A 21,866-nucleotide genomic window follows, 5' to 3' on the forward strand; every position below is an offset into this window, starting at 1 on the left:
TTATACGGTCCGAGTATTGCCAAAAACCGTTATTACCACCATCGCACCACGAGGAACCCGGCTTGTCACACTTACCGGTGATTGTCGGCATGGGTGGCATCAATCCCGCAGGCAGAACATCTGGCCATCAGGCCTTCCGCCGCACCGTGCTTGATGCTCTTCCTGCTGACCAGCAACGCCAGACACTGGAAGGCTTAGCGGCGCTTATGCGTCTTGTTCAGCACTCCGACAAAGGATGGCTTGATCAGTCTGGCCAGTCTGTAGATGCCCCTGCTGAGTCGCTGCGTGAACAGGTGCTTAACCATACCCTGATCCGCCGCAATGAAGACCCGCGCTTTCTCGCCCCGGGGATGCCGTCTAATCGGCAAGCCAGCATGCATCTTGCTGAGCCGATGCGCTTTACGCTGCGTCGACGCCAACTGCCCGACCACCTGCCGGCTGACTGGCAGGTGCGCGACATTGATGCCCGAGAGGTAGAGGTCAGCGTGCCCGCAGGCGTGCTAGAGGTGCTGCTGCCCGATGCACAGGTTCCTAAAGTACGTGCAGCGGCCCAGCTACCCAGCGGCTTTGACCCCGCCAGCCTCTACCGCAGCGTGCACCACCCTCGCGGATTATCTCTAGCGGTGTTTGGCGCCAGCGACTGCTTAGGCGCCAGCGGCCTTTCCTGGGAAGCACTACGACAGCAGCTGAGCCCGGATCATATTGCCGTGTACGCTGGGAACTCTATTGGTCAATTGGACGATCAAGGCTGGGGTGGCTTACTGAAGAGCCTGGTGAGCGGCCAACGCGCTACGTCTAAGCAGATGCCGCTGGGCTATGGCCAAATGCCTGCCGACTTTTTAAACGCCTACGTGCTTGGCAGCGTAGGCGGCACCGGCGCAGCATTAGGCGCTTGCGCTAGTTTCCTTTATAACCTGCGCCTTGGCATTGACGACATTCGCTCCGGACGCCGGCGGGTAGTGATGGTAGGCACCGCCGATGCCCCCATTACGCCAGAAATTATTGAAGGCTTTCGGGCCATGGGCGCGCTGGCTGACGATGCAGGCTTGAAAGCGCTAGATGCTCTGGAGCTGCTCACTGATGCTGACTACCAGCGCGCCTGTCGGCCGTTTGCACGCAACTGCGGCTTTACAATGGCAGAAGCCAGCCAGTTCGTAATGTTAATGGACGATACGTTAGCGATGGATGTCGGCGCCGACATTTTGGGCGCTGTGCCCGATGTATTCGTCAATGCTGATGGCTATAAGCGCTCGATCTCCGCACCGGGCATTGGCAACTACATCACCCTGGGTAAAGCGGCCGCGCTAGTGCGCGACATGCTTGGTGAAAAAGCGCTGAAAGAACGCAGTTTTGTGCACGCCCATGGCACCAGCACGCCCAAAAATCGCACCACTGAATCTCATGTCCTGGATGAAATTGCTCGCGCCAACGGGATCACCGATTGGCCCGTGGTCGCCATTAAAGCGTTTATCGGCCACTCGCAAGGTTCAGCTGCAGGCGACCAGCTAGCGAGCGCCTTAGGCAGCTTTGCCCACGGCCTGCTACCGGGAATCCCCACGCTTGACGCGGTGGCCGACGATGTCTATGCCGAGCGGCTGCGCTTGTCGCAAACGACGCAGGCATTTCATGCCGATGCCGCCTTTATCAATGCCAAAGGCTTCGGGGGCAACAATGCCACCGGCGTGGTGCTTTCCCCTGCGGTGACTGAGCGCCTGCTGACTCAGCGCCATGGCGCCGCTGCAGTGAGCGCCTGGAAAGAGCGTCGCGAGACAACTCGTCTAACGGCGGCGGCCTATCTTGCCCAGGCTGATTCTGGCCATTACGCCCCACGCTATCAATTTGGCGAAGCGGTGCTTGAAGGCCCAGAGCTGGATATCCATGCTGACCGAATTCACATTCCCGGCTACGATCACGCTATCTCGTTAACCAGCGACAATCCGTTTGGCCGGCTGGATGAGGAAACGTCGTCATGAGTATCGGCAATGCCAATATCGCCGTTTACCCAGGCACCTTCGACCCGATCACCAACGGCCATTTCGACCTAATTGAGCGCGGTGCACGACTGTTCGATAAGGTGGTGATTGCGGTCGCAGAAAGCCCAGGGAAACGGCCGAACCTCTCATTGGAAACGCGTATAGCCCTAGCGCAAACGGTTTGTGAGGCGCTGCCTAACGTTGAGGTAATTGGCTTTTCAAACCTGCTCACCACCATGATGCACGAACAGGGTGCATCGATCATACTGCGCGGCCTGCGCGCGATATCCGATTTTGAGTACGAGCTGCAGCTTGCCAATATGAATCGCGCTCAAAATCCGGAGCTCGAAAGCGTGTTCCTCACGCCTGCGGTAGAAAATTCGTATATTTCTTCGACCATTGTGCGGGAAATTGCCAAGCTCGGCGGCGACATTTCACCATTAGTTCATCCGCAGGTCGCCGAGGCGCTGCGTAAGCATTACACTAACTAGCCAACGCCATTGTTGAGTAAAACACTCAGGTATTGATCCCTTGAGTGCGCCAGCCATCCGCGAGGTACGCCCATGGCCCTGATGATTACCGACGAGTGCATTAACTGCGACGTCTGCGAGCCCGAATGTCCCAATGACGCTATTTCCCCAGGCGAGGAGATTTACGTCATCAATCCTAGCCAGTGCACCGAGTGCGTCGGTCATTTTGACGAGCCGCAGTGCCAGCAAGTATGCCCGGTAGACTGTATTCCACTCGATCCTGAGCGCCACGAAAGCCAAGAACAGCTGATGACGAAGTACCGCATCATCACTGCCGCTTAAGCGGCTCAGCCCTTAACGTGCGTATTTGGGCCCTCGCCTGGCCAATCATTTTATCTAATATCACCGTCCCATTGCTGGGCCTGGTGGATACCGCCGTGGTTGGACACCTGCCTGACTCTCGCTATTTAGCAGGCGTCACGCTAGGCGCGATGCTATTTAGCTTCCTTTACTGGGGGTTTGGCTTTTTACGCATGGGCACCACAGGGCTGGTTGCTCAAGCCATGGGGCGCGCGAATGACACTGACGTGCGCAACCTGCTGGGCCAGTCGCTGATCATGGCAATGGTGATCGGCGTCCTGCTTATTCTATTTGCATCCCCGCTAATCTCACTAGGGTTATGGCTATTAGATGGTAGTGACGTGGCCACCCACCTAGCCCGTGAATATGCCCAAATACGCCTCTGGTCGGCGCCAGCCGTTCTCGCTAACTATGCGATTTTAGGGTGGTTTCTCGGCCAGCAAAATTCGCGCGTTACCCTAATGATTTTGCTACTCACCAATAGTGTCAATATCACGCTGGATATATGGTTTGTGATGGGACTAGGCATGACCAGCAACGGCGTCGCTTGGGCCAGCGTGATTGCTGACTACACGGCTTTTGCGTTCGGTGGCTATTTAGTACTGCGCCAGCTAGCCACGCTGAAAGGTACTTTTTTGCGCGAACGTCTGCTCGCGCTAGCGGCCTACACGGCGCTTTTTCACGTTAATGCCAATCTGTTCGTGCGCACGCTAGGGCTATTATTCGTCATGGCCTTTTTTACCGCTCAGGGCGCGCGCCAAGGTGACACCATACTGGCTGCCAACGCGGTACTCCTGCAATTTATTATGCTGACCAGCTACGCTTTAGATGGCTTTGCCCACGCGGCAGAATCGCTGGTGGGGCGCGCTTACGGCCGCAAAGACTGGCGCGAATTTGCGCTTACCGTGCGCGCCGCCGCACGTTTTTCCTTTTGGACCGCGGGCACGGCGGCCTGCCTGTTCGCCGTGGGGGGTAATGGGCTGGTGGCCATGCTTACCGGCCTTGAAGAAGTGCGTATAACCGCGGCGCAGTATCTGCCGTGGATGGTGGTTATGCCGCTGATTGCGGTGTGGAGCTATCTACTCGACGGTATCTTTATCGGCACCACCGGCGTGCGCGAAATGCGCAACAGTATTTTTATCGGCCTTGCCGCTTACCTACCCGCCTGGTGGCTAACCCAAGGGCTCGGCAATCATGGGCTCTGGCTATCGTTTATTCTGTTCACCCTGGTTCGCTCGGCGGTATTGATCCATTACTATCACCGTCACTACCATCGCCGCTACCAGCTAAACCGCTGGCGCTAAAACGGGGCAATTAGCGTTAACTAAGCTAACGTGAGATGAAGCGTGCAGCTTCAAGGTGAAAAATGCCGCCCTCCCCCGTATATTAGCCACGGATCAGCCACGCACTTCCTAATAATGAAAAAAGAGAGCATCCCATGCTTAAAATGATATCAAAACCGGCGGTTAAGCTAGTGGAGCGCTATCTGCCTGACCCGTACATTTTCGTTCTGCTGCTGACGCTCATCGCCTCAGTCGCCGCGATTGCTATTGAGCGCCAGTCACCGCTGGCTGTCTTGCGGTTTTGGGGTGACGGTTTCTGGAGCCTGCTGACCTTCTCCATGCAGATGCTACTGGTGCTGGTGACAGGCTTTATGCTGGCAAGCTCTCCACCGGTAAAGCGCATTCTGCAAAAAATTGCCGGCACCGCCAAAACGCCCGGTGGTGCTATCATTTTAGTCACGCTAGTCTCATTGGCAGCGAGTTGGATCAACTGGGGATTTGGCCTGGTTGTCGGCGCGCTATTTGCGAAAGAGCTGGCCCGTCTGATTCGCGTTGACTACCGGCTATTGGTTGCCAGCGCCTATTCCGGCTTCGTCGTTTGGCACGGCGGCTTAGCGGGCTCTATACCGCTGACGATTGCGACCGAGGGTCACTTTGCCGCTGATCAAATTGGCGTTATTGGCACCGGTTCAACGATTTTTGCCTTCTTCAACATCGCGATCGTGATCTGCCTGTTCATTGCTATACCTCTCGTCAACCGCATGATGCTGCCGGATGAAAAGGATAGCGTTTACGTAGACCCTAAAGTGCTCGACGATGAGCCAGAGCAGATGGGGCGTATTACACGGCCGGCTGAAAAGCTCGAAAACAGCATGGCTCTCGCGCTGCTGGTCGGGGTACCCGGACTGCTGTTTTTGCTGGATCATTTTTTACTGCGCGGAGGCAGCCTGAACCTTAACGTAGTTAACTTCCTGTTTTTGTTCCTGGCCATTGTGCTGCACCGCACGCCACGTAATTTATTGAACAGCCTAAACGAGGCGATTAAAGGCGGCGCGGGTATCGTTATTCAGTTCCCATTTTACGCGGGCATTATGGCAATCATGGTGCAGTCCGGATTAGCAGAAAGCATGTCCGAATGGCTGGTGTCCTTTGCCACGGCGACAACGCTACCGTTCTGGTCATTTATTAGTGCGGGCATCGTCAACCTGTTTGTACCCTCTGGTGGCGGCCAATGGGCCGTGCAAGCGCCGGTCATGCTACCTGCAGCTCAAGCGCTAGGTGCCGATATTTCACGCGTTGCCATGGCCGTTGCCTGGGGCGACGCCTGGACTAACCTGCTGCAGCCCTTCTGGGCATTACCGGTGCTCGCCATTGCCGGGTTAAAGGCGAAAGACATAATGGGCTTCTGCCTGATTCAGCTATTTATCACCGGTATTATTATCTCCATCGGACTGGTGTGGTTCTAGCACTTCTTCATTGCCCGCCGCTAATTCACCATTGAGAGGCGGCGGGCAACCCTTAACGTTTTAAGATAACCGCAGGAACACCGCATGACCGACGCCGAAATAAGTGCGAACAGCGCCCTGCCCGGGCAGCACGAACTGTCGATGACCGTACTGATGACGCCGGATATGGCTAATTTCAGTGGTAAAGTTCACGGCGGCGCCATTCTTAAAAAGCTTGATGAAGTCGCGTTTGCCTGCGCCAGCCGCTATTCGGGCCATTATGTGGTGACACTGTCAGTGGATCAGGTGCTGTTTAAACAGCCGATTCATGTTGGCGAGCTAGTCACCTTTTTAGCCAGCGTCAATCACGTTGGGCGCTCATCAATGGAAATTGGCATCAAGGTCGTGGCTGAAGATATTCGCAATAAGCTGATTCGTCACACCAACAGCTGCTACCTGACCATGGTCGCTGTCGATGCTGATGGCAAACCCGCCAGCGTGCCGCCGCTTAATTTGGCAACCCCGCTGCAGAAACTGCGATTTGAAAAGGCCGCTCTGCGCAAGAAGCTGCGCAAGCAGGCAGAAAAAGAAGAGCGTCTGACCCAGCAACAGTATCAGTCGCGGGCTCAGTAGCAGAGCACTGCATCGCCCAACGACAAGGAGTTCGTATGCCCGCTAGGGAACGCTACCCGCACCTGCCTAAAGCCGTTGAATATACCCACATCGGTTGGGATTTTCTTATCCTGGCGGCGGTAGTCATCAACCTTGGGCTACTGCTATTTGATTCACTATTCCTGCTAGGCCCTATCAATCAAGGCATTGCCAGCATCGCACCGAGTTTTCACACGTTCTACGCTGACGTGATACATAGCCGTTTTACGACTATCGATTTAATATTTGTCAGCTTTTTTATCGTTGATGTACTGCTGGGCTGGTCCATCGCGATTGCCGAGCGGCGCTACCACCGGTGGTTCTTTTATCCCTTCGTACATTGGTATGACGTGCTGGGCTGTATTCCTCTGGCGGGCTTCCGCCTGCTGCGGATTCTACGCGTGGTGTCGCTGATCCACCGCCTGCATCGCCTCGGCCTTATTGATGTTGCCCGCTGGGATATCACTCTGTTTTTTGCCAAATACTACGATATTTTGCTTGAAGAGCTTTCTGATCGCATTGCCCTTCGCCTATTGGGCAATGTGCAACAGCAGATCCGCGCCAGCGATTCGCTGACCGAGCGGATCATTGAGCGTGTGATTATGCCGCGCAAAGCACAGCTAATTCAGGAAATTGTTCAGCGCCTGGAGAGCACTGTCGGTGAGGCTTACCAGCATAATCGTCAATCCATCATGGCGGCAATCAGTGATTTGGTGCATCGCACCCTGCGCGAAAGCCCAGAGATTCAGCGGCTGCACCGACTGCCGATGGGGCAGCAGGCAACCAGCGCGATGGAAGTCTCTTTAAGCGGCGTTGCCCAGCGCTTAGTCGATGAGCTGATGCTCGGCATTCATTCTGACGAATTCAGACAGCTAGTAGAGCGCACCGCCGATAGCGGCTTTGACACTTGGTTAACGGTCGATGAAGGCAGCAGCCGCGTGACAGAGCAAGTACTATACGATGTTCTCGAAATGCTAAAAGACCAAGTGCGCCATCAAGGGTGGAAAGACCGTTATGAATAATTTACAACGTGGCGGGCGCCAGGGGGCGCTCAGTTAAACAGGCAGCAACAATGCTCAATGCATGAATAAGCTTGCTACGATTCGACGCGGCACCAATACATAGACGAATCGCTTGTGGCGCTGGCGTACTCCCGACACAAAATGGCTCTGCACTACTGACCTTCACGCCTCGCTGCAGGAGTCGCTCACATAACTCCACCGCGCGCCGACCCTCGGGTAGCGTGAGCCATACATTGCTGCTGTGTGAACGTCCGCTTAGGGTAAAACCTTGCAGCCATTCGGCCGTTAACCGCTGACGTTCAGCTAATTCTTGGGTTTGCCAAGTAAGCAGCTCCTTAGCCGCCTCCTGATTGACCCAGTGACATGCCACATCAACCATTAATGGAGGTACCATCCAACTCTGCGAGCGTAGCCCCGTCGCAAGTCGCTCATGCAAACATGTCGGCGCTCGAAGCACCCCAATACGCAGCCCGCCCGCGAGTACTTTAGCGGTACTGAAGACAAACAGCGTACGCTCCGGTGCAAGTTGATAAAGCGGCGTGCCGCGCTGCTCCACCGGCAAATATTGCACGCCATCTTCAATCAGCCAGATATCATAACGCCTTGCTAACGCCACCAGCTGTTCGCGACGTGGCTCGCTTAAACAGGCACCGGTGGGGTTGTTCTGATCCGGTGTCAGGTAGATAGCTCGAGGCGGTTGCCGGGCACACTGAGCTTCAAGAAGATCCACCCGCATTCCTTCATGGTCTTGACCGATTCCAACCAGTTTAAGGTGCGCCTGTTGCGCGGCGCTAATAGCGCCAGGGTACGTTAACGCATCAGCAGCCAGCAGCTCGCCCGGCCGCAGTAACGTACTGAGCGCTAAGCTAATACCGTGCTGGCCACCTTGAGTAATAAATAGCTCATCGGCACTAAACGGCATTCCCAAGCTATTCAACCAGCTCGCCAGCACACCACGTTGCTCACGACGGCCTTGGGCTTCTTGATAGGTAACACCCCGGGCTAATGCGGCCCCTGACTGGCTTAAGGCAACCAGGGCTTCGCTCAGCAGCGACTGACGCAACGGATGTGGTGGCGGTATGCTAAGGCTTAAATCGATCATGCCGGGCGTTTCATCACTATGAAATGTCGGGCTAAAAGCGCTGGCTTGGGATTCGCTCTTCACATAGGTGCCACTGCCTACCCTGGCCGACACCCACCCATTGCGCTCAGCCTCAGCATAACCACGCGTCACCGTGCCGACGGTCACCCCTAGCGCATCTGCCAACCGGCGCTGAGGCGGCAAACGCTCCCCAGCTAGCAGTGTCCCGTCCTGAATGGCGGATTCGACGGCGCTGGCAATAGCACGATAGCGCGATCCAGAAAACTCGTTTAATGAAGGCACCCAGATTGTCATGGTGACAATAAAACCTTTGACGTCATTTTAATCCCCATTATGCTAGCAAAAGCAGCCTCAAGACAATCTTAAAGCGCACATTGTATGGATACAAAAAATGAACAGTGAATGGTTAATTCTGGGCCCTGCCGCACTCTATATGATGTCGATGACGCTAACGCCTGGCCCAAACAACATCATGCTCACGGCGTCTGGGGCTAACTTCGGTTTTCGGCGTACGCTGCCGCATATGTGGGGGATTTTGGGTGGCTGCTTTGTACTGTTCGCGGGCATTGCGCTGGGCTTAGGTGTGCTGTTTGAGCGCTATCCATCGCTCCAGCTCGCCTTGCGCTGGCTCGGCAGCCTGTATTTGCTCTATTTGGCGTGGAAGATTGCCACCGCACCGCCACCCAATCTTAAGGCCCAAGAACATAGCGTGCCGTTTACATTTTGGCAGGCGGCGACGTTTCAGTTTGCTAACCCTAAAGCGTGGGTGATGGGGCTTGCTTTGATGGCGGGCTTTCTGCCGGAAAGCGGCCCTCCGGTGCTTAACGCGCTGATGCTTGCCGGCTTTGCGGAATTGGTGGGCCTACCCTGCATTGCACTATGGGCCGCTTTTGGCAGTGCCATTGGGCAGTGGATCAAAAGCGACCGCGCATGGCGTTCGTTCAATATAACGATGGGCGCGCTGACCGCCGCCTGCGTTGTACTGATTTTACGCTAACGCTGCATGGGTTAAAGCGTCAAGCGTCTTAGCCGCAGCGCACATCGGCAATAACATCTTGATCATCAAGATGAATATTCAAACGATTAGGACGATGGTCCATGGTCGCCATATCGTTTGGACGCAAGACACGCACCTGGCTGGCGCCGCTTTCGCTTTGCAGCTGGGACACCCCAGCTTCATCGAATGACTCACCTATCGCATCGTTGATAGCCTCTAAATCACAGGTTGAGGCCTGCTCTTGAGCGGCATTACTGGAAGTGACCGTTGGCGGGGGCGGCGCGGCATCTACATCATCGTTAGCCGGTGAAATCGGCATTTGAGAACTAACGCACGCCGTTAGCAGCATAGTGAAGGCGCCCATGGCCACAACTTTAGACAGGGTAAAGCGAGGCTTCATCCTTGAGTCTCCAAAACGTAATGAAAAAATGAGCTAATGAACCCGAACGGGCTAGGCATTAGCCTAGCCCGTGGGAATACTAGCGTTATCTCTAATCCAGCCTTAACTAATTATTCAGCTGCATCTTGGACGGCTTTACCGCCTTCTTGCACATCCTGACCAGCGCCAGAAATAGTGTTACAACCGGACAGAACACCTGCCGTCATCAGCAGCATAAAGCTCATGGCCAATAATTTTTTCATTTACGTTCTCCTTAACGAGGCATTCAACATCGGGGGGAACTCCACTGGCAATGCGACTCACCGCCTGGGAGTTTTTTTAGGGTAACAGCGTTTTCGCAATTGCGCTTGTTTTCCCTACGCCACGCCGTGGCTGCTATGCTAATAAACACCTAGTAAGTATACGGGAGCCTATTACTTGAACGATTTCACGCTTGATGAACGCCTTGCCAGCGACACATTCCCCGTGGCGGATCTGCCTCTTTGCCGCGTACTGCTAATGGATGATGCGCGCTACCCATGGGTCATTCTGGTACCGCGCCACCCAGCGATCAGCGAGATATTTGAACTGCCCGCGGCGGATCAACAGCAGCTATGGCGTGAGGCAACCCAGCTAGGCGAAGCAATGAAGGTAGCGCTGGGAGGCGACAAACTTAATATTGCCTCGCTTGGCAACGTTGTGAGCCAACTGCACGTGCATGTCGTCATACGTCAGCATGGCGATGCTACCTGGCCTGCGCCCGTTTGGGGCAACGGCACGCCGGAACCTTATGACTTAGCAGGCCAGGCTCACATGCGTGACCAGTTGCTTGCACACATTCAAACGCTAGATGTTTAGTCAGCGCTTACCCGCTAAGAGGGTGGCCCACTCGGGCGGGCGGCTCGTTAAGCAGCGGCCCGCCGACAGGCTCGACTATTCCCGCAACGCTGAGTGAACCCCCTAGCAAGACGATGAACGCCCCACCGGCTAAGGCCAGCCAACCAGCGGCTTTTTGAACGCGACGCTCGCTATGCTGCTGCGTAGCCAAGCGCCGCTGCGCCCATCCGCGCGCCACAATGCTGGCGACTGCAAGCGCTGAAACGGTGAGGCCCGTGCCAACCGACATCGCGACCACTGACGCAACGCCCACGTAGAATTGGCCTAGCAAACTAGCAGCGCCGACCATCAGCACTGCGCCACTACAGGGGCGCATACCAATGGCCCCCACCGTCATCAGCGCCGTACGCCAGTCCAATACTTGCTGGGGCTCAATATGATGGGCTCCGCCGCAGCAGTGGTTGTCATGGCTAACATGGGGCTCATGATTGTGATCATGCCTATGGCTGTGATTGTGCTGATGACTGTGACTATGCGCCGCGACGGCAGGCTTATAAGCACGCCGAAGCTGCTTGATGGCTCGCCAACATAGCCATACACCCAGGGCGGCTACGAGTAGAAAGCTTGCCTGTTCAACCCACACTACGCTGCCCATCGCTTGGCGCGTTACCCAGCCCAAGCCGTACACCAGCACTACCACCAGCATAATGGCGGTCAGCCCCTGGAGTAAGGAGGCTGCAAAAGAGAGCCCTAGCGCACGCTTCACCGCGCCGCCATGAGTGGCTAAATAGGTCGCCAGCACGGCTTTACCATGCCCTGGCCCAGCGGCATGAAAAACACCATAAACAAAGCTAATGCTCAGCAGGCTCACCCATGTCATCAGCGTGGGCGCGCCTGACAGTTCGGTAATCGCCATCGTGAGCGAACGATGCAAACTTCGCTGCCAGGCCAACAATTGATAGCTCACGCCCTGTAGCGCACCAGTCCAAACGATAAGGGCCAGCGCTGCGCCCACCAGCAGAAAGCAAAGTAGTAAGCCAGAATGGCGTGTGAAGGATCGCGTTAAAGGCCGTGCTAAGGGCATCGTAATGTCTCACCGCTAAAAGTTATAAAGTAACACATCACGATCAATTGTCAGCCGGGATTTTGTGAAAAACAACATTCTTAGCGACCCGTACAATCAACGCTGCCCGTTTCCGCAAAATAGCGTCCCAGCCCTGGTTCACCGCTTTCGCCTTTATCAAGCAGTGCGGCTTGCATCACCAGTTCGGGATCAGGGTTAGCGGGCAGAATGCTCAGCTCACAGGCAGGCCCCCCCTGGAGGACTAGTGCATCATCGGTGGGCTGATTATCGTCCGCCTCATGCACTACTTCGATGTAGTAGGTGGGGTCAAACACTTGGTACGTAAGGGTTGAATCGGTCAGGGATTGAGGCGTTTCCAGCGGCAGAATAAACATGAAAACTAACCGGCCATCGCGTTCCATAGCGGTATATTCGCTCACCTCGCCCAGCGCCTGACGCTCACCGTTAATGCTTATCTCGGTGAGGTAGTGCTCGCCAGAGAGATTGTCGCGAATTTCTTTTCCCAGCTGATCAAGCCCCTGTTCAAGGCTTGCATTTTCTACCTGCTGAAGCTCTTCAAAGACAACCAGGCTGTAAAATGGATCCATTCGCCACGTTTGATATAAACCGCTAGCGACGCCCTGATCATCTGTCATGACCTGAACGCTCAGATCAATCCAGCCATGCGGGTGCGCGAGTGCCTCCGCGCTGACAGACAAGCCACTCACCCCCATTCCTAATGCCATAGCAGCGTGCGCCAGCCTCATGGCGCAACGCCTAGTTTGCTCTGTAAGGATACAAGCCATGGGTCTAATACGTAGGGAGGCAGCGGCTGATTACCCCGCAGCGCGGAAACACTCACCCGACTACCGCTGCGCTCCTCACTGACCTGCAGCTGCAAACGATATTCAGGCCAACGAGCAAGCGATGCCTCCGCTCGCCCCAGTGAAATATCCGCATGACGAACGACGTAGCCCTGCTCCACCATGAGTTCTACCGCTTCGCGAAAGGTCTCTTCAGGCGCAGTGGCATAGAAAAGCTCGCGAGTTTCAAGCGGTGCCGTCGTTGCGCAGCCTGCCAGCCCGCCCAGCAGGCTTATCAGCAGCCAATGGCGAATCATCATAGCGGTGTCCTCGTTGCCGGCACACGTTGTTCAAAACTGGTTTGAAAGCGTTGGCAGAAATCGGCGTTACTGGCGCTATAGGATTCACGTAAATCACCTACGTGATCAAAGCGGCGAATATCTCGAGATATGCGTATATGGGCGTCGCTCACCAGTAATGAGACGCGCTCCACCTCAACCGGCTGCTGGCCTACCCCGCCGCCAAAACCAATTCCGCCGAGCCCGATACCCACACCTGATCCGCCCCGCCCAAACCCCAATCCGCCGAATACCCGCATTCCCCGCCCGTAGCCGTAGGCGTTGTCGTAAGGATCATAATACCCCTGCAGCGCACGCTCACGACTGGCGCTAATCAGACCTAATGTGGTATCGGTAGAGCTTAGGGTAAACCCTTCTTCGATTAGCACATCCACGCTGGTTTTAAGCGCACCCTCTGCTGAGGTGGGAAAATAACAAGCGGCGGCGGGGGCAGGCTCGGCTTGTGGCAAACGATCAGGGACCGCCTGGCAGCCAGCCAGTGTCAGCAGACAGGTTAAGCTTATCGGTATCGACTTCATGTTAGATCCTCTAACGGACGAGGCCGCTGGTTGACCGCTGATTAGCGCGCTGAGCTCGCCAACAATGGCCGTATTATGATGACAATATTTTGATAAGAACGTTTTGCGGAGTCCGTACCAATGAATATATTGCTTTGCCCTGACAGTTTCAAAGATGCGCTGAGCGCCCAGGCGGCCGCTGAAGCCATGGCGCGGGGTGTAAAACGCGCGGTGCCTGATGCACACGTTCAGACCTGCCCCTTGGCTGACGGCGGCGAAGGCAGCCTAGATGCACTGATCGATGCCACCGGCGCAGAACGGCGCCAGCTGAGCGTTCAAGATGCTCTGGGGCGTCCGCGCCAAGCAACGTGGGGCTGGCTAAGCGACCAGCGTACCGCGTTTATCGAATTGGCAGAAGCCAGCGGCTTACAACACCTCACCGCCGAGGAGCGTAACGCTTTAACGACCTCGACGTTTGGCGTCGGTGAGCTGCTACTCGCAGCGCTTGACCAAGGCGCAGAAAAGGCACTATTGCTACTCGGCGGCAGCGCCACTAACGACGGCGGTGCCGGCATGCTGCAGGCGCTGGGCGCCCAGCTGCTCGACCAGCAGGGTAAATCGCTCCCCCTCGGCGGGGCGGCACTTAGCCAGTTAAATCGTTTAGAACTTGAGGGACTGGACCATCGCCTAGCCAGCCTCACACTAGAGGCCGCGGTTGATGTGGATAATCCGCTGCTAGGGAAACGCGGGGCTAGTGCGGTATTCGGCCCGCAAAAAGGCGCGTCTTTGCAGCAAGTCGAGCAGCTCGATCAAGCACTTAGCCACTTTGCGGACATCAGTGCGCAAACGCTGGGCTGCGATCATCGGGCGCTGCCCGGTGCAGGAGCAGCCGGCGGCATGGGGTTTGCTGCAAAGGCGTTTTTGAACGCCACTCTAAAACCCGGCATTGAGATGATTATGCAGCAGGCCGGTATGGCGGAGCGGCTAGCCCGTGCAGACTTGGTAATTACCGGTGAAGGCCGCCTGGATGGCCAAAGCCTAGCTGGCAAAACACCCATCGGCGTTTCCCGCGCGGCCCAGCGTGCCAATAAACCGGTGATTGTGCTCGCAGGCAGCCTCGGCGATGGCTGGGAAGCCTGCTTTGATGAAGGCGTGACCGCGGCATTTGCGTTAGCCGATGGCCCCATGGCATTAAAAGATGCCCTGCCACGCACCGCCGAACTGCTTGAGGCACGCTGTGAAAGCCTGCTACGGCTATGGGCAACCTCCCAGCGATAGTGAATGTTTCTCCTCAGGCCTTGAAAAAATCAATGGCTGCCAGCATTTAGTAATCAGTCACAGGCAGCCGACACAGACGTAATGTCGTGGCGCTATGGAAGCGATACATAAAACCTGTTTTGCATCGCGTCCAATACGCTCTATGCTGCATATCACGCATTAACCGCCGCGCCAGCGGCACCGATAGGGAGCAGGATATGACAGACACCAATAGCATTGGCCTACACGAAGGCAGCGCTAGCCAGCTCGCCGAAAAGCTTAACCATCTGCTGGCCAACTATCAGATTTTTTACATGAACGTACGTGGCTATCACTGGAACGTCAGGGGCAGTGACTTCTTCGAACTCCACGTCAAATTTGAAGAGTATTACACCGATCTACTGACCAAGGTCGATGAAGTCGCCGAGCGAATTTTGACTCTAGGCCACAAGCCAGTACACGCCTACAGCGACTACATAAAGCTTTCGAACATTCAGGAAGAAAAGGATGTTCACGACGGCAAAACCTGCGTCAAAGGTGTTCTGAAAGGCTACCAAACGCTCATTGAACTGCAGCGTGAACTGCTAGCCCTAGCGTCGGACGCCGACGATGAAGGCACGGCCTCTCAAGCCGGTGATTACATCCGTGAGCAGGAAAAAACCATTTGGATGCTGAACGCTTACTTGAGTAAATAAGTGGTTAAATAACCGCCTAGCAATAGGTACGTCAAACGGCACCCACTAAGGGTGCCGTTTTTATGTTTCTAAGCAAGCAATATTAAGCCAGCGCTTTAGCTACTCACTTTTAACGCCCGTGACACGGCAGGAAATTTTCATGCCCCTCGTTGTTTATATTCTTGGACTAACTATCTTCTCACTGACCACATCGGAATTCATGGTCGCGGGCATGATGCCATCGCTGGCAGCAGCGTTTGATATTTCGCTAGAGCAGGTCGGCTCTCTCATCTCAATGTATGCCTTTGGCATGGTGATTGGCGGGCCACTGCTAACCGCTGGCCTGCTCAAACTTCGTGTGCCCAACAAATCGGCGCTACTTTGGCTGCTAGCGCTGTACGCCGCCGCGCAGTCTATTGCCGCGTCGACAGACAGCTATACGATCATGACATTAGCGCGCATCGCGACAGGCGTGGCGGCATCAGCCTGTATCGGCACCGCGTTATCCATCTGTGCAGAGGTCGTCGCTGTCGAGGCGCGCGGACGCGCTGCTTCAATCGTGTTGGGCGGGTTAATGCTAGCGGCAGCGTTGGGCGTACCTATCGCCACACTGATTGATCAGAATGTAGGCTGGCGCGCCAGTTTCTGGCTCGTGGTGGCGCTCACGGCGCTATGTGCCGTTGCCATTAGCATTCGAGTGCCGCTATCTAAATCGTCAGCCCCCATTGGGCTGAGCAAGGAGTTGGCCGAGTTTAAGAATGGCCACTTGTGGTCTGCCTATGCCACCAGCGCCTTCATTATCGGCGCGACATTCGCAGCTTTCAGCTATTTCACACCAATCCTGACAGAAGTAACCGGGTTTTCCATAACGGCCATTCCTTGGCTGCTTGGCATGTATGGCGTCGCTAATATCGTCGGCAATGCAGTGGTGGGTCGCTACGCGGATAAGCACACGTATTCGGTAATGGTTTGCGGGCTATTGCTGCTGATCACGGCACTGGTGGCGTTTTCGCTGCTAGCGCAAAGCGCCACGGTCAGTATTATGATGATCATTTTAATCGGGCTGGTGGGTGTCACAATGAACCCTGCCATGGTGGCACGGGTGATGAGAACGGCCCGGCCGGGCACGCTGGTCAACACGGTGCATGCATCGGTAATCAATATTGGCTTGGGAATGGGCGTTTGGCTAGGTGGTCTCGGCATCAGCGCAGGCTATGGCCTGCTTTCACCGCTTTGGGTCGGCACACTGCTGGCCGTTCTTGGGCTACTTAGCCTGTTGCCCTATGTGGCACGGCGCGGTAGCAATAGCCAGCCATCTCAATCAGCGCTTGGTAAGCAGGCATAGCGTCCTTTAACGATAGTGACATCGGCCTCTAACGTTTCAAGCCCTTGGGATAAACAACACCAAGGGCTTGAAATAGGCCATCTTTATACACGTATCTTTATACGCTTCAGCGCGTTATTTAGCTTCGGCAAGATCCTCAATCAACGCCCGCAACATCAGCCAGAACTCTTCCACCGACGCAAGCTCTACCCGCTCATCCGGTGAGTGGGCACCGCGAATCAGCGGCCCAAACGAGATCATATCTAGATGCGGGTACTTGCTGCCCAAAATGCCGCATTCGAGCCCTGCGTGAACTACCTTTACCTCTGGCTCGCGGCCCAGCAGCGCCAAATGGCGTGCGTTGAACGTCGCCAACAGCTCGCCATCTGGATTAGGCGCCCAGCCGGGATAGCCATTTTCAACTTTCACCCGCGCCCCAATGAGCCCAAACAGCGCATGAAAACGGTCGCCCATGGCAATGACCGCGCTGTCGTGCAGTGAACGCACCAATGCACAAAGATGTAGCCGGCCGTTTTCCAGGCTTAACACGCCAAGATTATTGGAGGTTTCTACCACGCCTGGCACATCGGCACTCATTCGCTCAACCCCACAGGGAGCGGCATGCAGCGCGGCCAGCAGCATTAAGCTAGCATCTAAGGTTAACGGCTCAGCAGCAGGTGTTTCCTTCACACGCTGGGCGCTGATTTTAAGACCGCTGTCACCACTCCCAAGCTCTCTCAGCAGAATAGTTTCAAGCCCGGCGATAGCGACCATGGCCGCATCGACTTCATCGCCAGGCAGCGCCACCTGGGCAAACGCTTCGCGAGGGATCGCATTGCGCAAAGTGCCACCGTGATAGCTTATCAGGCGTGCATCAAACGACTCTAGAGAGCGCAATACTCTGATTAATAGACGGTTAGCGTTGCCCAGCGGTTTATGGATATCAATGCCGGAATGGCCACCTTTTAAACCGGTCAGCGCAATGCTAATCACTTGCTCATGATCATTCACGGCAGCGCTGGGTAGCTGAGCATCCACTTCAACATCAGCCCCGCCAGCACAGCCAATATAGACCTGGCCGCGATCTTCGCTGTCCAGGTTGAGCAGTAGCGAACCCTCTAACCAATTCTCGGCTAGATTCAACGCCCCGCCCATGGAGGTTTCTTCTTCCAGGGTGAACAGGGCTTCCAGCGGCCCATGGCGTAAATCGGGATCTTCTAGCACGGCCAGAATCGCCGCTACGCCCATACCGTTATCAGCACCTAGGGTGGTGCCATCGGCGTGCAGCCAGCCATCGGCAACATAGGTGCTGATTGGGTCGCGAGTAAAGTCATGCGCATGGTCGCTATTCGCTTGCGCCACCATATCCAGGTGGCCCTGAAGCACTACGCCGGGCGCCTGTTCGCAGCCTGGGAAAGCGGCTTTACGTATGCGTAAATTACCAAAGGTGTCACGGTCATGAGCAAAGCCTTGCGCATCGGCCCAAGACTCAAGAATGGCTACAAGCGCCGCTTCATGCCCAGATGGGCGCGGCGTATTACAAAGCGTTCGAAAGTGGCGCCAAACGATAGTGGGCGCCAGTGCTTCAAGATGTGCGTTCATGGTGACTCTTCGTTAAGGCAACCGGCCTACTTTACCGGTTCAATGAGTATATGCACAGCGATGCGTAAGGCTTGAACTGCCTCGCCATGAGCCTTCGCCAGCGGTCGGTTTTGAAATGCCCATGCGGCCAATTGGTAGTGCGCGAGCTGTTGCGACTCCGTTAAAACGCAGCGACTGGCTTCGCGCGCCAGAGCCTGTAGCGCCGGTCGTGCAAGCACAGGATCGCGATGCGCCAAGGCCACATCGTCAATATCTTGCCAATCACGCGCACTCAGCGCCGCGCCAGGCAATGCAGCGAGCAGCAGCGCAACCATTGATGCGGGCAGCGTGTTAAGTTCAAACGCCAATAGGCCTAAAAGCGCTGCCTGGAAGCGCGCGCTAAGATCAACCAACACATCCTCTCCCTGCTCATTCAACGCTTTTGCGACCATCACGGCAAACTCACCGGTCGAGGCCTCGCGGCTAATACCTAAGCGTACCGGGATGAAACCTTGCGCCAGCCAAAATTGCAGCAGCGATGCCTCAGCGCCAAAAGTGGCCCCATACAACGCCACGCCCTGCTGTCTCGCGGCGTTCATATCTGCCTGTAGGAGCGCTTGCCCCAGCCCTTGGCGACGCCGTTCGGGATGAGTGGCAATACGCACCACCCGGCGCCAGCGAGCGGTCAGCGCCGCGCGGCTACCCGTATGAGTGGCGAGCGACTGAGCTAGCAGGTGCCCCTGCGGACGACGCAGGCCGCGGGCGACCTGGTCAGCAAGGTCCGCCTCAAAACCGCCCTCCTCGCGAGTAACCAATACAGCCTGCGGCTCGCTAGCCTGTTCGATAGTGCGCAGCTCAACACCCGGGCCATCAAGCAATTGACGCAGGTCGTTAGGCGACGTGCGATAGTGCGACTGCACCAGCAGCCCAAACAGTTTTTCCAACCTGGCGTCTTGCTGAGCGAGCGCGGCGCGATCAACGACCGTGGTTATTTCAGCGCTTTGTTGCGCCTGTGCGATAGGCAGCGGTGCTTTTAACAGCAGCAGTCGATTGACCAAATCTTCCAGCGGGTCATTGATACGCCAGCGAATCGGAGCCTTAAGCGTGAGCGCTTTCCACTGTGGCGTCAGCCGGTCTAGCGTGGCCCGAAAGCGCAGCGCGAAGCCGCGCCCAGAACCCTCGTAGCCATGCACCGTGGTCGCAAACGCAATCCGTGGAAAAGCGCCAAGCCACTGGCCCAGTAAAGCAGCAGGAATGGCCGCCGCTTCATCTACTAGCAAGTAGCTGCCATCGCCGCCCTGCTGCTGCGCATTGATCTGCTCGGTTAATACATCCGGCGCTAGATAAAGCAGCTCGCTGCCCTGGGGTAGCACAAAGTGACCCGGGGCAACGCGGCTGCCGCTCGGACAAAGAGCCACCACACGTTCAAACACGCTCTCGACCGAGCTAAGGCGCGGCGCGGTGAGCACGACCGTACGGGGCTTATGAGCGAGCAGCCTAGCGCAGGCAATCCCCAGCGCCGCGCTTTTTCCACGCCCACGGTCAGCGGTCATTACCAGCGGTCGGCGGCGTTTCAGGCCGATTAACTCCCTGACAGCCTGCGCCTGATCGGCCGTCAAGCAGTCGCTATCGCCACTGAGGCAGCCATTATTAGCGTCATTGTGGCTATGCTCATTGCCATGAACGTTACGTGCAGATAAGTGTGGCAAATGCAGCTCGCCGCCCGCATCCCAGCGCACGATCTGATCAGAAGCCTGCAGCTGGCGTGCTAATCGCGCAAGATAATGACAGCTGAGACCGTCCCAGCGCAGCGGATGGTCCGTGAAGCGGGCGTAGTCTGGGTCGGGTGCCTGCCCCCATGGCTGTGGCGTGATCAGCATCAGCAAACCACCGGCGATGAGGGTTCCAGACAGCGCTCCCAGCGCCTCAGGATCAAAGCCGGTGTTATGAGTATCAAGCACGACTAACTGATGCTCAGCCCCCAGTCGCGTGCGTACTTTACGAGGTGAGAGTACCGGCGAAAAAGCAGACGACTCGCATTGGTTCGTCTCTTTGTCGCTACCTACCCACACCGGCGCCTGCCAAGGGTGGGCTTGCCACAGCGCCCGCGCGAGATGCCGACACTGCTGGGTATCGCCGTTTAACCAGACCAGTTGACGCCAATGCCTGTGGGCTAAACGCCGGGCGTGATAAGCCAACGTAGCCACTGTGCGAAGCTGCTGGCCATCTAACGCGCGACTCTCTATCTGTGTTTCTGCGCCCACCGTTATTCCCTTTTCTATTTGCCGCCACCGCTTCCCATAGCGTCACCCCATCAAACCTGTCGCCGAGCCTCTCATGGCGGGGCTCTGACTTACAACTTTGGTTGCATGATTAGGCTCATTTCAACGCTGACTCGCTACTCAGCCCTTGCCAGGGAAACTTAAAAACAAAGGTAATTCATTACTTAACAGATGATTAGCTATTTTCTTAGCACAAGAATCAACCGAAACCTCTTAATTAACTGATATTGCATTGCAGCGGGGTGAGTGTGCTAGTTTAGCGTTGCAGCACTAAAACCTCCTTGTTTACGTAAACGTAATCTTTGCTACGCTGCACTTTCCTGCATCCAGGTAACAAACACTAATAACGCCATACGCCAAACCAGGAAATACATCATGAAAAAAACCACAAAATTTGCCCTCAGCGGCCTTGCTGCTGGTATCGCTTTCGCTGTTTTCACCACCACCGCCCAAGCACAAGAAGAGTGGACGATGACCTCTACCTGGCCGGAAAACCTTGATTTGATCAAAATTGACCAGCACTGGGCCGAACTGGTCAATCAGCTGGCTGGTGACGAACTGCAAATCAACTTCCGCGCGGGCGGTACATTAATGCCCGGCACCGAAGTATTTGATGCCACTGAAACAGGCAGCATTGAAGCGGCGGGCGACTGGCCGGGCTACTGGGCAGGCTTAAACCCAGCTTTCTCGCCGCTGGCGACGACGACCAGTCTGTTTAATGGCGTTGATTACCTTAACTGGATTCAGCAGTGGGGCGGCCGTGCGTTATACGAAGAGATCTACGGCCAGTTCAATATGATCTATCTGCCCTACGGCATTACTAACAACGAATCCGGCTTTATGGGCCGCACGCCAATCGAAAGTATCGCTGATCTTGAAGGCAAACGCCTGCGCCTGTCGGGTCGCGATCAGGGCCGCGTATTAGAAGAGCTGGGCGGTTCACAAGTCACGCTTGCCGGTGGCGAAGTGTATCAAGCCATCGAGCGCGGCGTCATTGATGCTGGCGAGTTCTCGACCCCGGGCGTTGATTTCAAGGCTGGTTTCGCAGAAGTCGCTGACTATTGGGCAACGCCAGGCTGGCACCAGTCCGCTAGCGTGTTTGGCGTAATGATCAATAAAGATGCCTGGGATGCACTCTCAGAGGACACGCAAGAGAAACTGCGCATTGCTGCAGATGCCACCATGGCATGGTCACTTGCTTGGTCTGAGCGCCAGTCAACCGAAGCCACGCAGAAATTTATTGATGCGGGCGTGACGATTAACCAGTTCTCTGAAGAAGATTTGGCACGCATTCAAGAAATCACCAACGACGTTATTCTACGCGGCGCTTGTGAGAATGCTGACCATGCCAAAGTGTATCAATCAATGATTGCTTATCTTGAGCACTACGCCACTTGGCGCGACGTATCGGCGCCCTTCAACATGAGCCGAGTGATGGACAATCTCCCGTCATTGGAAGAAATCGAAGCTTGCCTATAAGGCGCTTATGCACCGCCTCGGTTTTGCT

The 21,866-nt window shown here is 55.8% G+C and carries 22 protein-coding genes; 13 read left to right on the forward strand and 9 right to left on the reverse strand.

What is annotated here, in order from left to right:
• The first annotated feature begins 89 nt into the window (after positions 1-89).
• From ACT3RP_RS17280 to ACT3RP_RS17310, 7 genes are all read left to right on the forward strand, one after another.
• Positions 90-1,973, forward strand: a complete 1,884-nt coding sequence (locus ACT3RP_RS17280; RefSeq protein WP_441684193.1) for a beta-ketoacyl synthase — start codon at positions 90-92, stop codon at positions 1,971-1,973.
• Entirely contained in the window at positions 1,970-2,464 is a 495-nt protein-coding gene (coaD, locus tag ACT3RP_RS17285; RefSeq protein WP_441684166.1) for a pantetheine-phosphate adenylyltransferase, read from the forward strand. The genes ACT3RP_RS17280 and coaD overlap by 4 nt, the downstream gene beginning before the upstream one ends.
• Before the next feature lie 72 nt (positions 2,465-2,536).
• On the forward strand, positions 2,537-2,785 hold the full coding sequence (locus ACT3RP_RS17290) for a YfhL family 4Fe-4S dicluster ferredoxin (protein ID WP_096278128.1): 249 nt from the start codon (positions 2,537-2,539) through the stop codon (positions 2,783-2,785).
• A 17-nt stretch (positions 2,786-2,802) separates the two neighbouring features.
• Positions 2,803-4,107, forward strand: coding sequence for an MATE family efflux transporter (locus ACT3RP_RS17295; RefSeq protein WP_441684165.1), 1,305 nt, complete (start codon positions 2,803-2,805; stop codon positions 4,105-4,107).
• A gap of 134 nt (positions 4,108-4,241) precedes the next feature.
• The gene (locus ACT3RP_RS17300) at positions 4,242-5,552 is read left to right on the forward strand and encodes a short-chain fatty acid transporter (protein WP_096278124.1); all 1,311 of its coding nucleotides are present in this window, start codon (positions 4,242-4,244) and stop codon (positions 5,550-5,552) included.
• Between the two features lie 84 nt (positions 5,553-5,636).
• The gene (locus ACT3RP_RS17305) at positions 5,637-6,164 is read left to right on the forward strand and encodes an acyl-CoA thioesterase (protein ID WP_096278122.1); all 528 of its coding nucleotides are present in this window, start codon (positions 5,637-5,639) and stop codon (positions 6,162-6,164) included.
• Between the two features lie 35 nt (positions 6,165-6,199).
• Positions 6,200-7,204, forward strand: coding sequence for an ion transporter (locus tag ACT3RP_RS17310; protein WP_483394225.1), 1,005 nt, complete (start codon positions 6,200-6,202; stop codon positions 7,202-7,204).
• 1 nt (position 7,205) lies between these two features.
• Here ACT3RP_RS17310 and ACT3RP_RS17315 read toward each other — a convergent pair whose 3' ends face one another.
• Complete coding sequence (locus tag ACT3RP_RS17315) at positions 7,206-8,600, reverse strand: aminotransferase-like domain-containing protein (protein WP_483394226.1); 1,395 nt, start codon at positions 8,598-8,600, stop codon at positions 7,206-7,208.
• 97 nt (positions 8,601-8,697) lie between these two features.
• On the opposite strand from ACT3RP_RS17315, the gene ACT3RP_RS17320 reads away from it, so the two are divergent.
• Entirely contained in the window at positions 8,698-9,303 is a 606-nt protein-coding gene (locus ACT3RP_RS17320; protein ID WP_096278115.1) for a LysE family translocator, read from the forward strand.
• Between the two features lie 28 nt (positions 9,304-9,331).
• Here ACT3RP_RS17320 and ACT3RP_RS17325 read toward each other — a convergent pair whose 3' ends face one another.
• Together ACT3RP_RS17325 and ACT3RP_RS17330 are read right to left on the reverse strand one after the other, a co-directional pair.
• A complete protein-coding gene (locus ACT3RP_RS17325) occupies positions 9,332-9,703 on the reverse strand; it encodes an I78 family peptidase inhibitor (protein ID WP_225734463.1) in 372 nt (123 codons plus the stop codon).
• Between the two features lie 110 nt (positions 9,704-9,813).
• Complete coding sequence (locus tag ACT3RP_RS17330; RefSeq protein WP_096278113.1) at positions 9,814-9,945, reverse strand: entericidin A/B family lipoprotein; 132 nt, start codon at positions 9,943-9,945, stop codon at positions 9,814-9,816.
• Between the two features lie 175 nt (positions 9,946-10,120).
• On the opposite strand from ACT3RP_RS17330, the gene ACT3RP_RS17335 reads away from it, so the two are divergent.
• Positions 10,121-10,540: an HIT domain-containing protein gene (locus tag ACT3RP_RS17335; RefSeq protein ID WP_444671363.1), complete on the forward strand. Its 420-nt coding sequence runs from the start codon at positions 10,121-10,123 to the stop codon at positions 10,538-10,540.
• Between the two features lie 7 nt (positions 10,541-10,547).
• Here the strand turns inward: ACT3RP_RS17335 and ACT3RP_RS17340 are convergent, their stop codons facing one another.
• From ACT3RP_RS17340 to ACT3RP_RS17355, 4 genes are all read right to left on the reverse strand, one after another.
• Positions 10,548-11,603 (reverse strand): nickel/cobalt transporter, encoded by a 1,056-nt coding sequence (locus ACT3RP_RS17340; RefSeq protein ID WP_444671361.1) that lies wholly within the window; start codon positions 11,601-11,603, stop codon positions 10,548-10,550.
• Positions 11,604-11,683: 80 nt separating this feature from the next.
• Positions 11,684-12,349 carry a DUF1007 family protein gene (locus tag ACT3RP_RS17345; RefSeq protein ID WP_096278107.1) on the reverse strand — a complete coding sequence of 222 codons (666 nt, stop codon included), beginning with the start codon at positions 12,347-12,349 and terminating at the stop codon, positions 11,684-11,686.
• On the reverse strand, positions 12,346-12,705 hold the full coding sequence (locus tag ACT3RP_RS17350) for a hypothetical protein (RefSeq protein WP_441684160.1): 360 nt from the start codon (positions 12,703-12,705) through the stop codon (positions 12,346-12,348). Before ACT3RP_RS17350 ends, ACT3RP_RS17345 begins: the two co-directional genes overlap by 4 nt.
• Positions 12,702-13,262 (reverse strand): hypothetical protein, encoded by a 561-nt coding sequence (locus tag ACT3RP_RS17355; protein ID WP_192536091.1) that lies wholly within the window; start codon positions 13,260-13,262, stop codon positions 12,702-12,704. Before ACT3RP_RS17355 ends, ACT3RP_RS17350 begins: the two co-directional genes overlap by 4 nt.
• Before the next feature lie 120 nt (positions 13,263-13,382).
• Between ACT3RP_RS17355 and ACT3RP_RS17360 the strand changes: the two genes are divergently transcribed.
• The 3 genes from ACT3RP_RS17360 (at position 13,383) to ACT3RP_RS17370 (ending at position 16,517) form a co-directional block, all read left to right on the forward strand.
• The gene (locus ACT3RP_RS17360; protein WP_441684159.1) at positions 13,383-14,519 is read left to right on the forward strand and encodes a glycerate kinase; all 1,137 of its coding nucleotides are present in this window, start codon (positions 13,383-13,385) and stop codon (positions 14,517-14,519) included.
• Positions 14,520-14,716: 197 nt separating this feature from the next.
• Positions 14,717-15,193 (forward strand): Dps family protein, encoded by a 477-nt coding sequence (locus ACT3RP_RS17365; RefSeq protein WP_192536089.1) that lies wholly within the window; start codon positions 14,717-14,719, stop codon positions 15,191-15,193.
• 139 nt (positions 15,194-15,332) lie between these two features.
• Positions 15,333-16,517 (forward strand): MFS transporter, encoded by a 1,185-nt coding sequence (locus tag ACT3RP_RS17370; RefSeq protein ID WP_441684158.1) that lies wholly within the window; start codon positions 15,333-15,335, stop codon positions 16,515-16,517.
• 114 nt (positions 16,518-16,631) lie between these two features.
• On the opposite strand, the gene pepD is transcribed toward ACT3RP_RS17370, so the two are convergent.
• Both pepD and ACT3RP_RS17380 read right to left on the reverse strand, forming a co-directional pair.
• Complete coding sequence (pepD, locus tag ACT3RP_RS17375) at positions 16,632-18,098, reverse strand: beta-Ala-His dipeptidase (protein WP_483394227.1); 1,467 nt, start codon at positions 18,096-18,098, stop codon at positions 16,632-16,634.
• Positions 18,099-18,124: 26 nt separating this feature from the next.
• A complete protein-coding gene (locus tag ACT3RP_RS17380) occupies positions 18,125-20,341 on the reverse strand; it encodes a tRNA(Met) cytidine acetyltransferase TmcA (RefSeq protein WP_442352062.1) in 2,217 nt (738 codons plus the stop codon).
• A 393-nt stretch (positions 20,342-20,734) separates the two neighbouring features.
• On the opposite strand from ACT3RP_RS17380, the gene dctP reads away from it, so the two are divergent.
• Complete coding sequence (gene dctP, locus ACT3RP_RS17385) at positions 20,735-21,838, forward strand: TRAP transporter substrate-binding protein DctP (RefSeq protein ID WP_442352061.1); 1,104 nt, start codon at positions 20,735-20,737, stop codon at positions 21,836-21,838.
• The last annotated feature ends 28 nt before the right edge of the window (positions 21,839-21,866 follow it).

Source organism: Halomonas sp. AOP5-B2-8, from assembly GCF_052376475.1.
GTDB classification, from domain to species: Bacteria; Pseudomonadota; Gammaproteobacteria; order Pseudomonadales; family Halomonadaceae; genus Vreelandella; species Vreelandella casei.

Excerpts from the sequence above, each read along its gene's own strand:
- ACT3RP_RS17280 (WP_441684193.1), top strand. The coding sequence starts at position 90 with ATGGGTGGCATCAATCCCGCAGGCAGAACATCTGGCCATCAGGCCTTC.
- coaD (WP_441684166.1), top strand. The coding sequence starts at position 1,970 with ATGAGTATCGGCAATGCCAATATCGCCGTTTACCCAGGCACCTTCGAC.
- ACT3RP_RS17290 (WP_096278128.1), top strand. The coding sequence starts at position 2,537 with ATGGCCCTGATGATTACCGACGAGTGCATTAACTGCGACGTCTGCGAG.
- ACT3RP_RS17300 (WP_096278124.1), top strand. The coding sequence starts at position 4,242 with ATGCTTAAAATGATATCAAAACCGGCGGTTAAGCTAGTGGAGCGCTAT.
- ACT3RP_RS17305 (WP_096278122.1), top strand. The coding sequence starts at position 5,637 with ATGACCGACGCCGAAATAAGTGCGAACAGCGCCCTGCCCGGGCAGCAC.
- ACT3RP_RS17310 (WP_483394225.1), top strand. The coding sequence starts at position 6,200 with ATGCCCGCTAGGGAACGCTACCCGCACCTGCCTAAAGCCGTTGAATAT.
- ACT3RP_RS17315 (WP_483394226.1), bottom strand. The coding sequence starts at position 8,600 with ATGACAATCTGGGTGCCTTCATTAAACGAGTTTTCTGGATCGCGCTAT.
- ACT3RP_RS17320 (WP_096278115.1), top strand. The coding sequence starts at position 8,698 with ATGAACAGTGAATGGTTAATTCTGGGCCCTGCCGCACTCTATATGATG.
- ACT3RP_RS17325 (WP_225734463.1), bottom strand. The coding sequence starts at position 9,703 with ATGAAGCCTCGCTTTACCCTGTCTAAAGTTGTGGCCATGGGCGCCTTC.
- ACT3RP_RS17330 (WP_096278113.1), bottom strand. The coding sequence starts at position 9,945 with ATGAAAAAATTATTGGCCATGAGCTTTATGCTGCTGATGACGGCAGGT.
- ACT3RP_RS17340 (WP_444671361.1), bottom strand. The coding sequence starts at position 11,603 with ATGCCCTTAGCACGGCCTTTAACGCGATCCTTCACACGCCATTCTGGC.
- ACT3RP_RS17345 (WP_096278107.1), bottom strand. The coding sequence starts at position 12,349 with ATGAGGCTGGCGCACGCTGCTATGGCATTAGGAATGGGGGTGAGTGGC.
- ACT3RP_RS17350 (WP_441684160.1), bottom strand. The coding sequence starts at position 12,705 with ATGATGATTCGCCATTGGCTGCTGATAAGCCTGCTGGGCGGGCTGGCA.
- ACT3RP_RS17355 (WP_192536091.1), bottom strand. The coding sequence starts at position 13,262 with ATGAAGTCGATACCGATAAGCTTAACCTGTCTGCTGACACTGGCTGGC.
- ACT3RP_RS17360 (WP_441684159.1), top strand. The coding sequence starts at position 13,383 with ATGAATATATTGCTTTGCCCTGACAGTTTCAAAGATGCGCTGAGCGCC.
- ACT3RP_RS17365 (WP_192536089.1), top strand. The coding sequence starts at position 14,717 with ATGACAGACACCAATAGCATTGGCCTACACGAAGGCAGCGCTAGCCAG.
- ACT3RP_RS17370 (WP_441684158.1), top strand. The coding sequence starts at position 15,333 with ATGCCCCTCGTTGTTTATATTCTTGGACTAACTATCTTCTCACTGACC.
- pepD (WP_483394227.1), bottom strand. The coding sequence starts at position 18,098 with ATGAACGCACATCTTGAAGCACTGGCGCCCACTATCGTTTGGCGCCAC.
- dctP (WP_442352061.1), top strand. The coding sequence starts at position 20,735 with ATGAAAAAAACCACAAAATTTGCCCTCAGCGGCCTTGCTGCTGGTATC.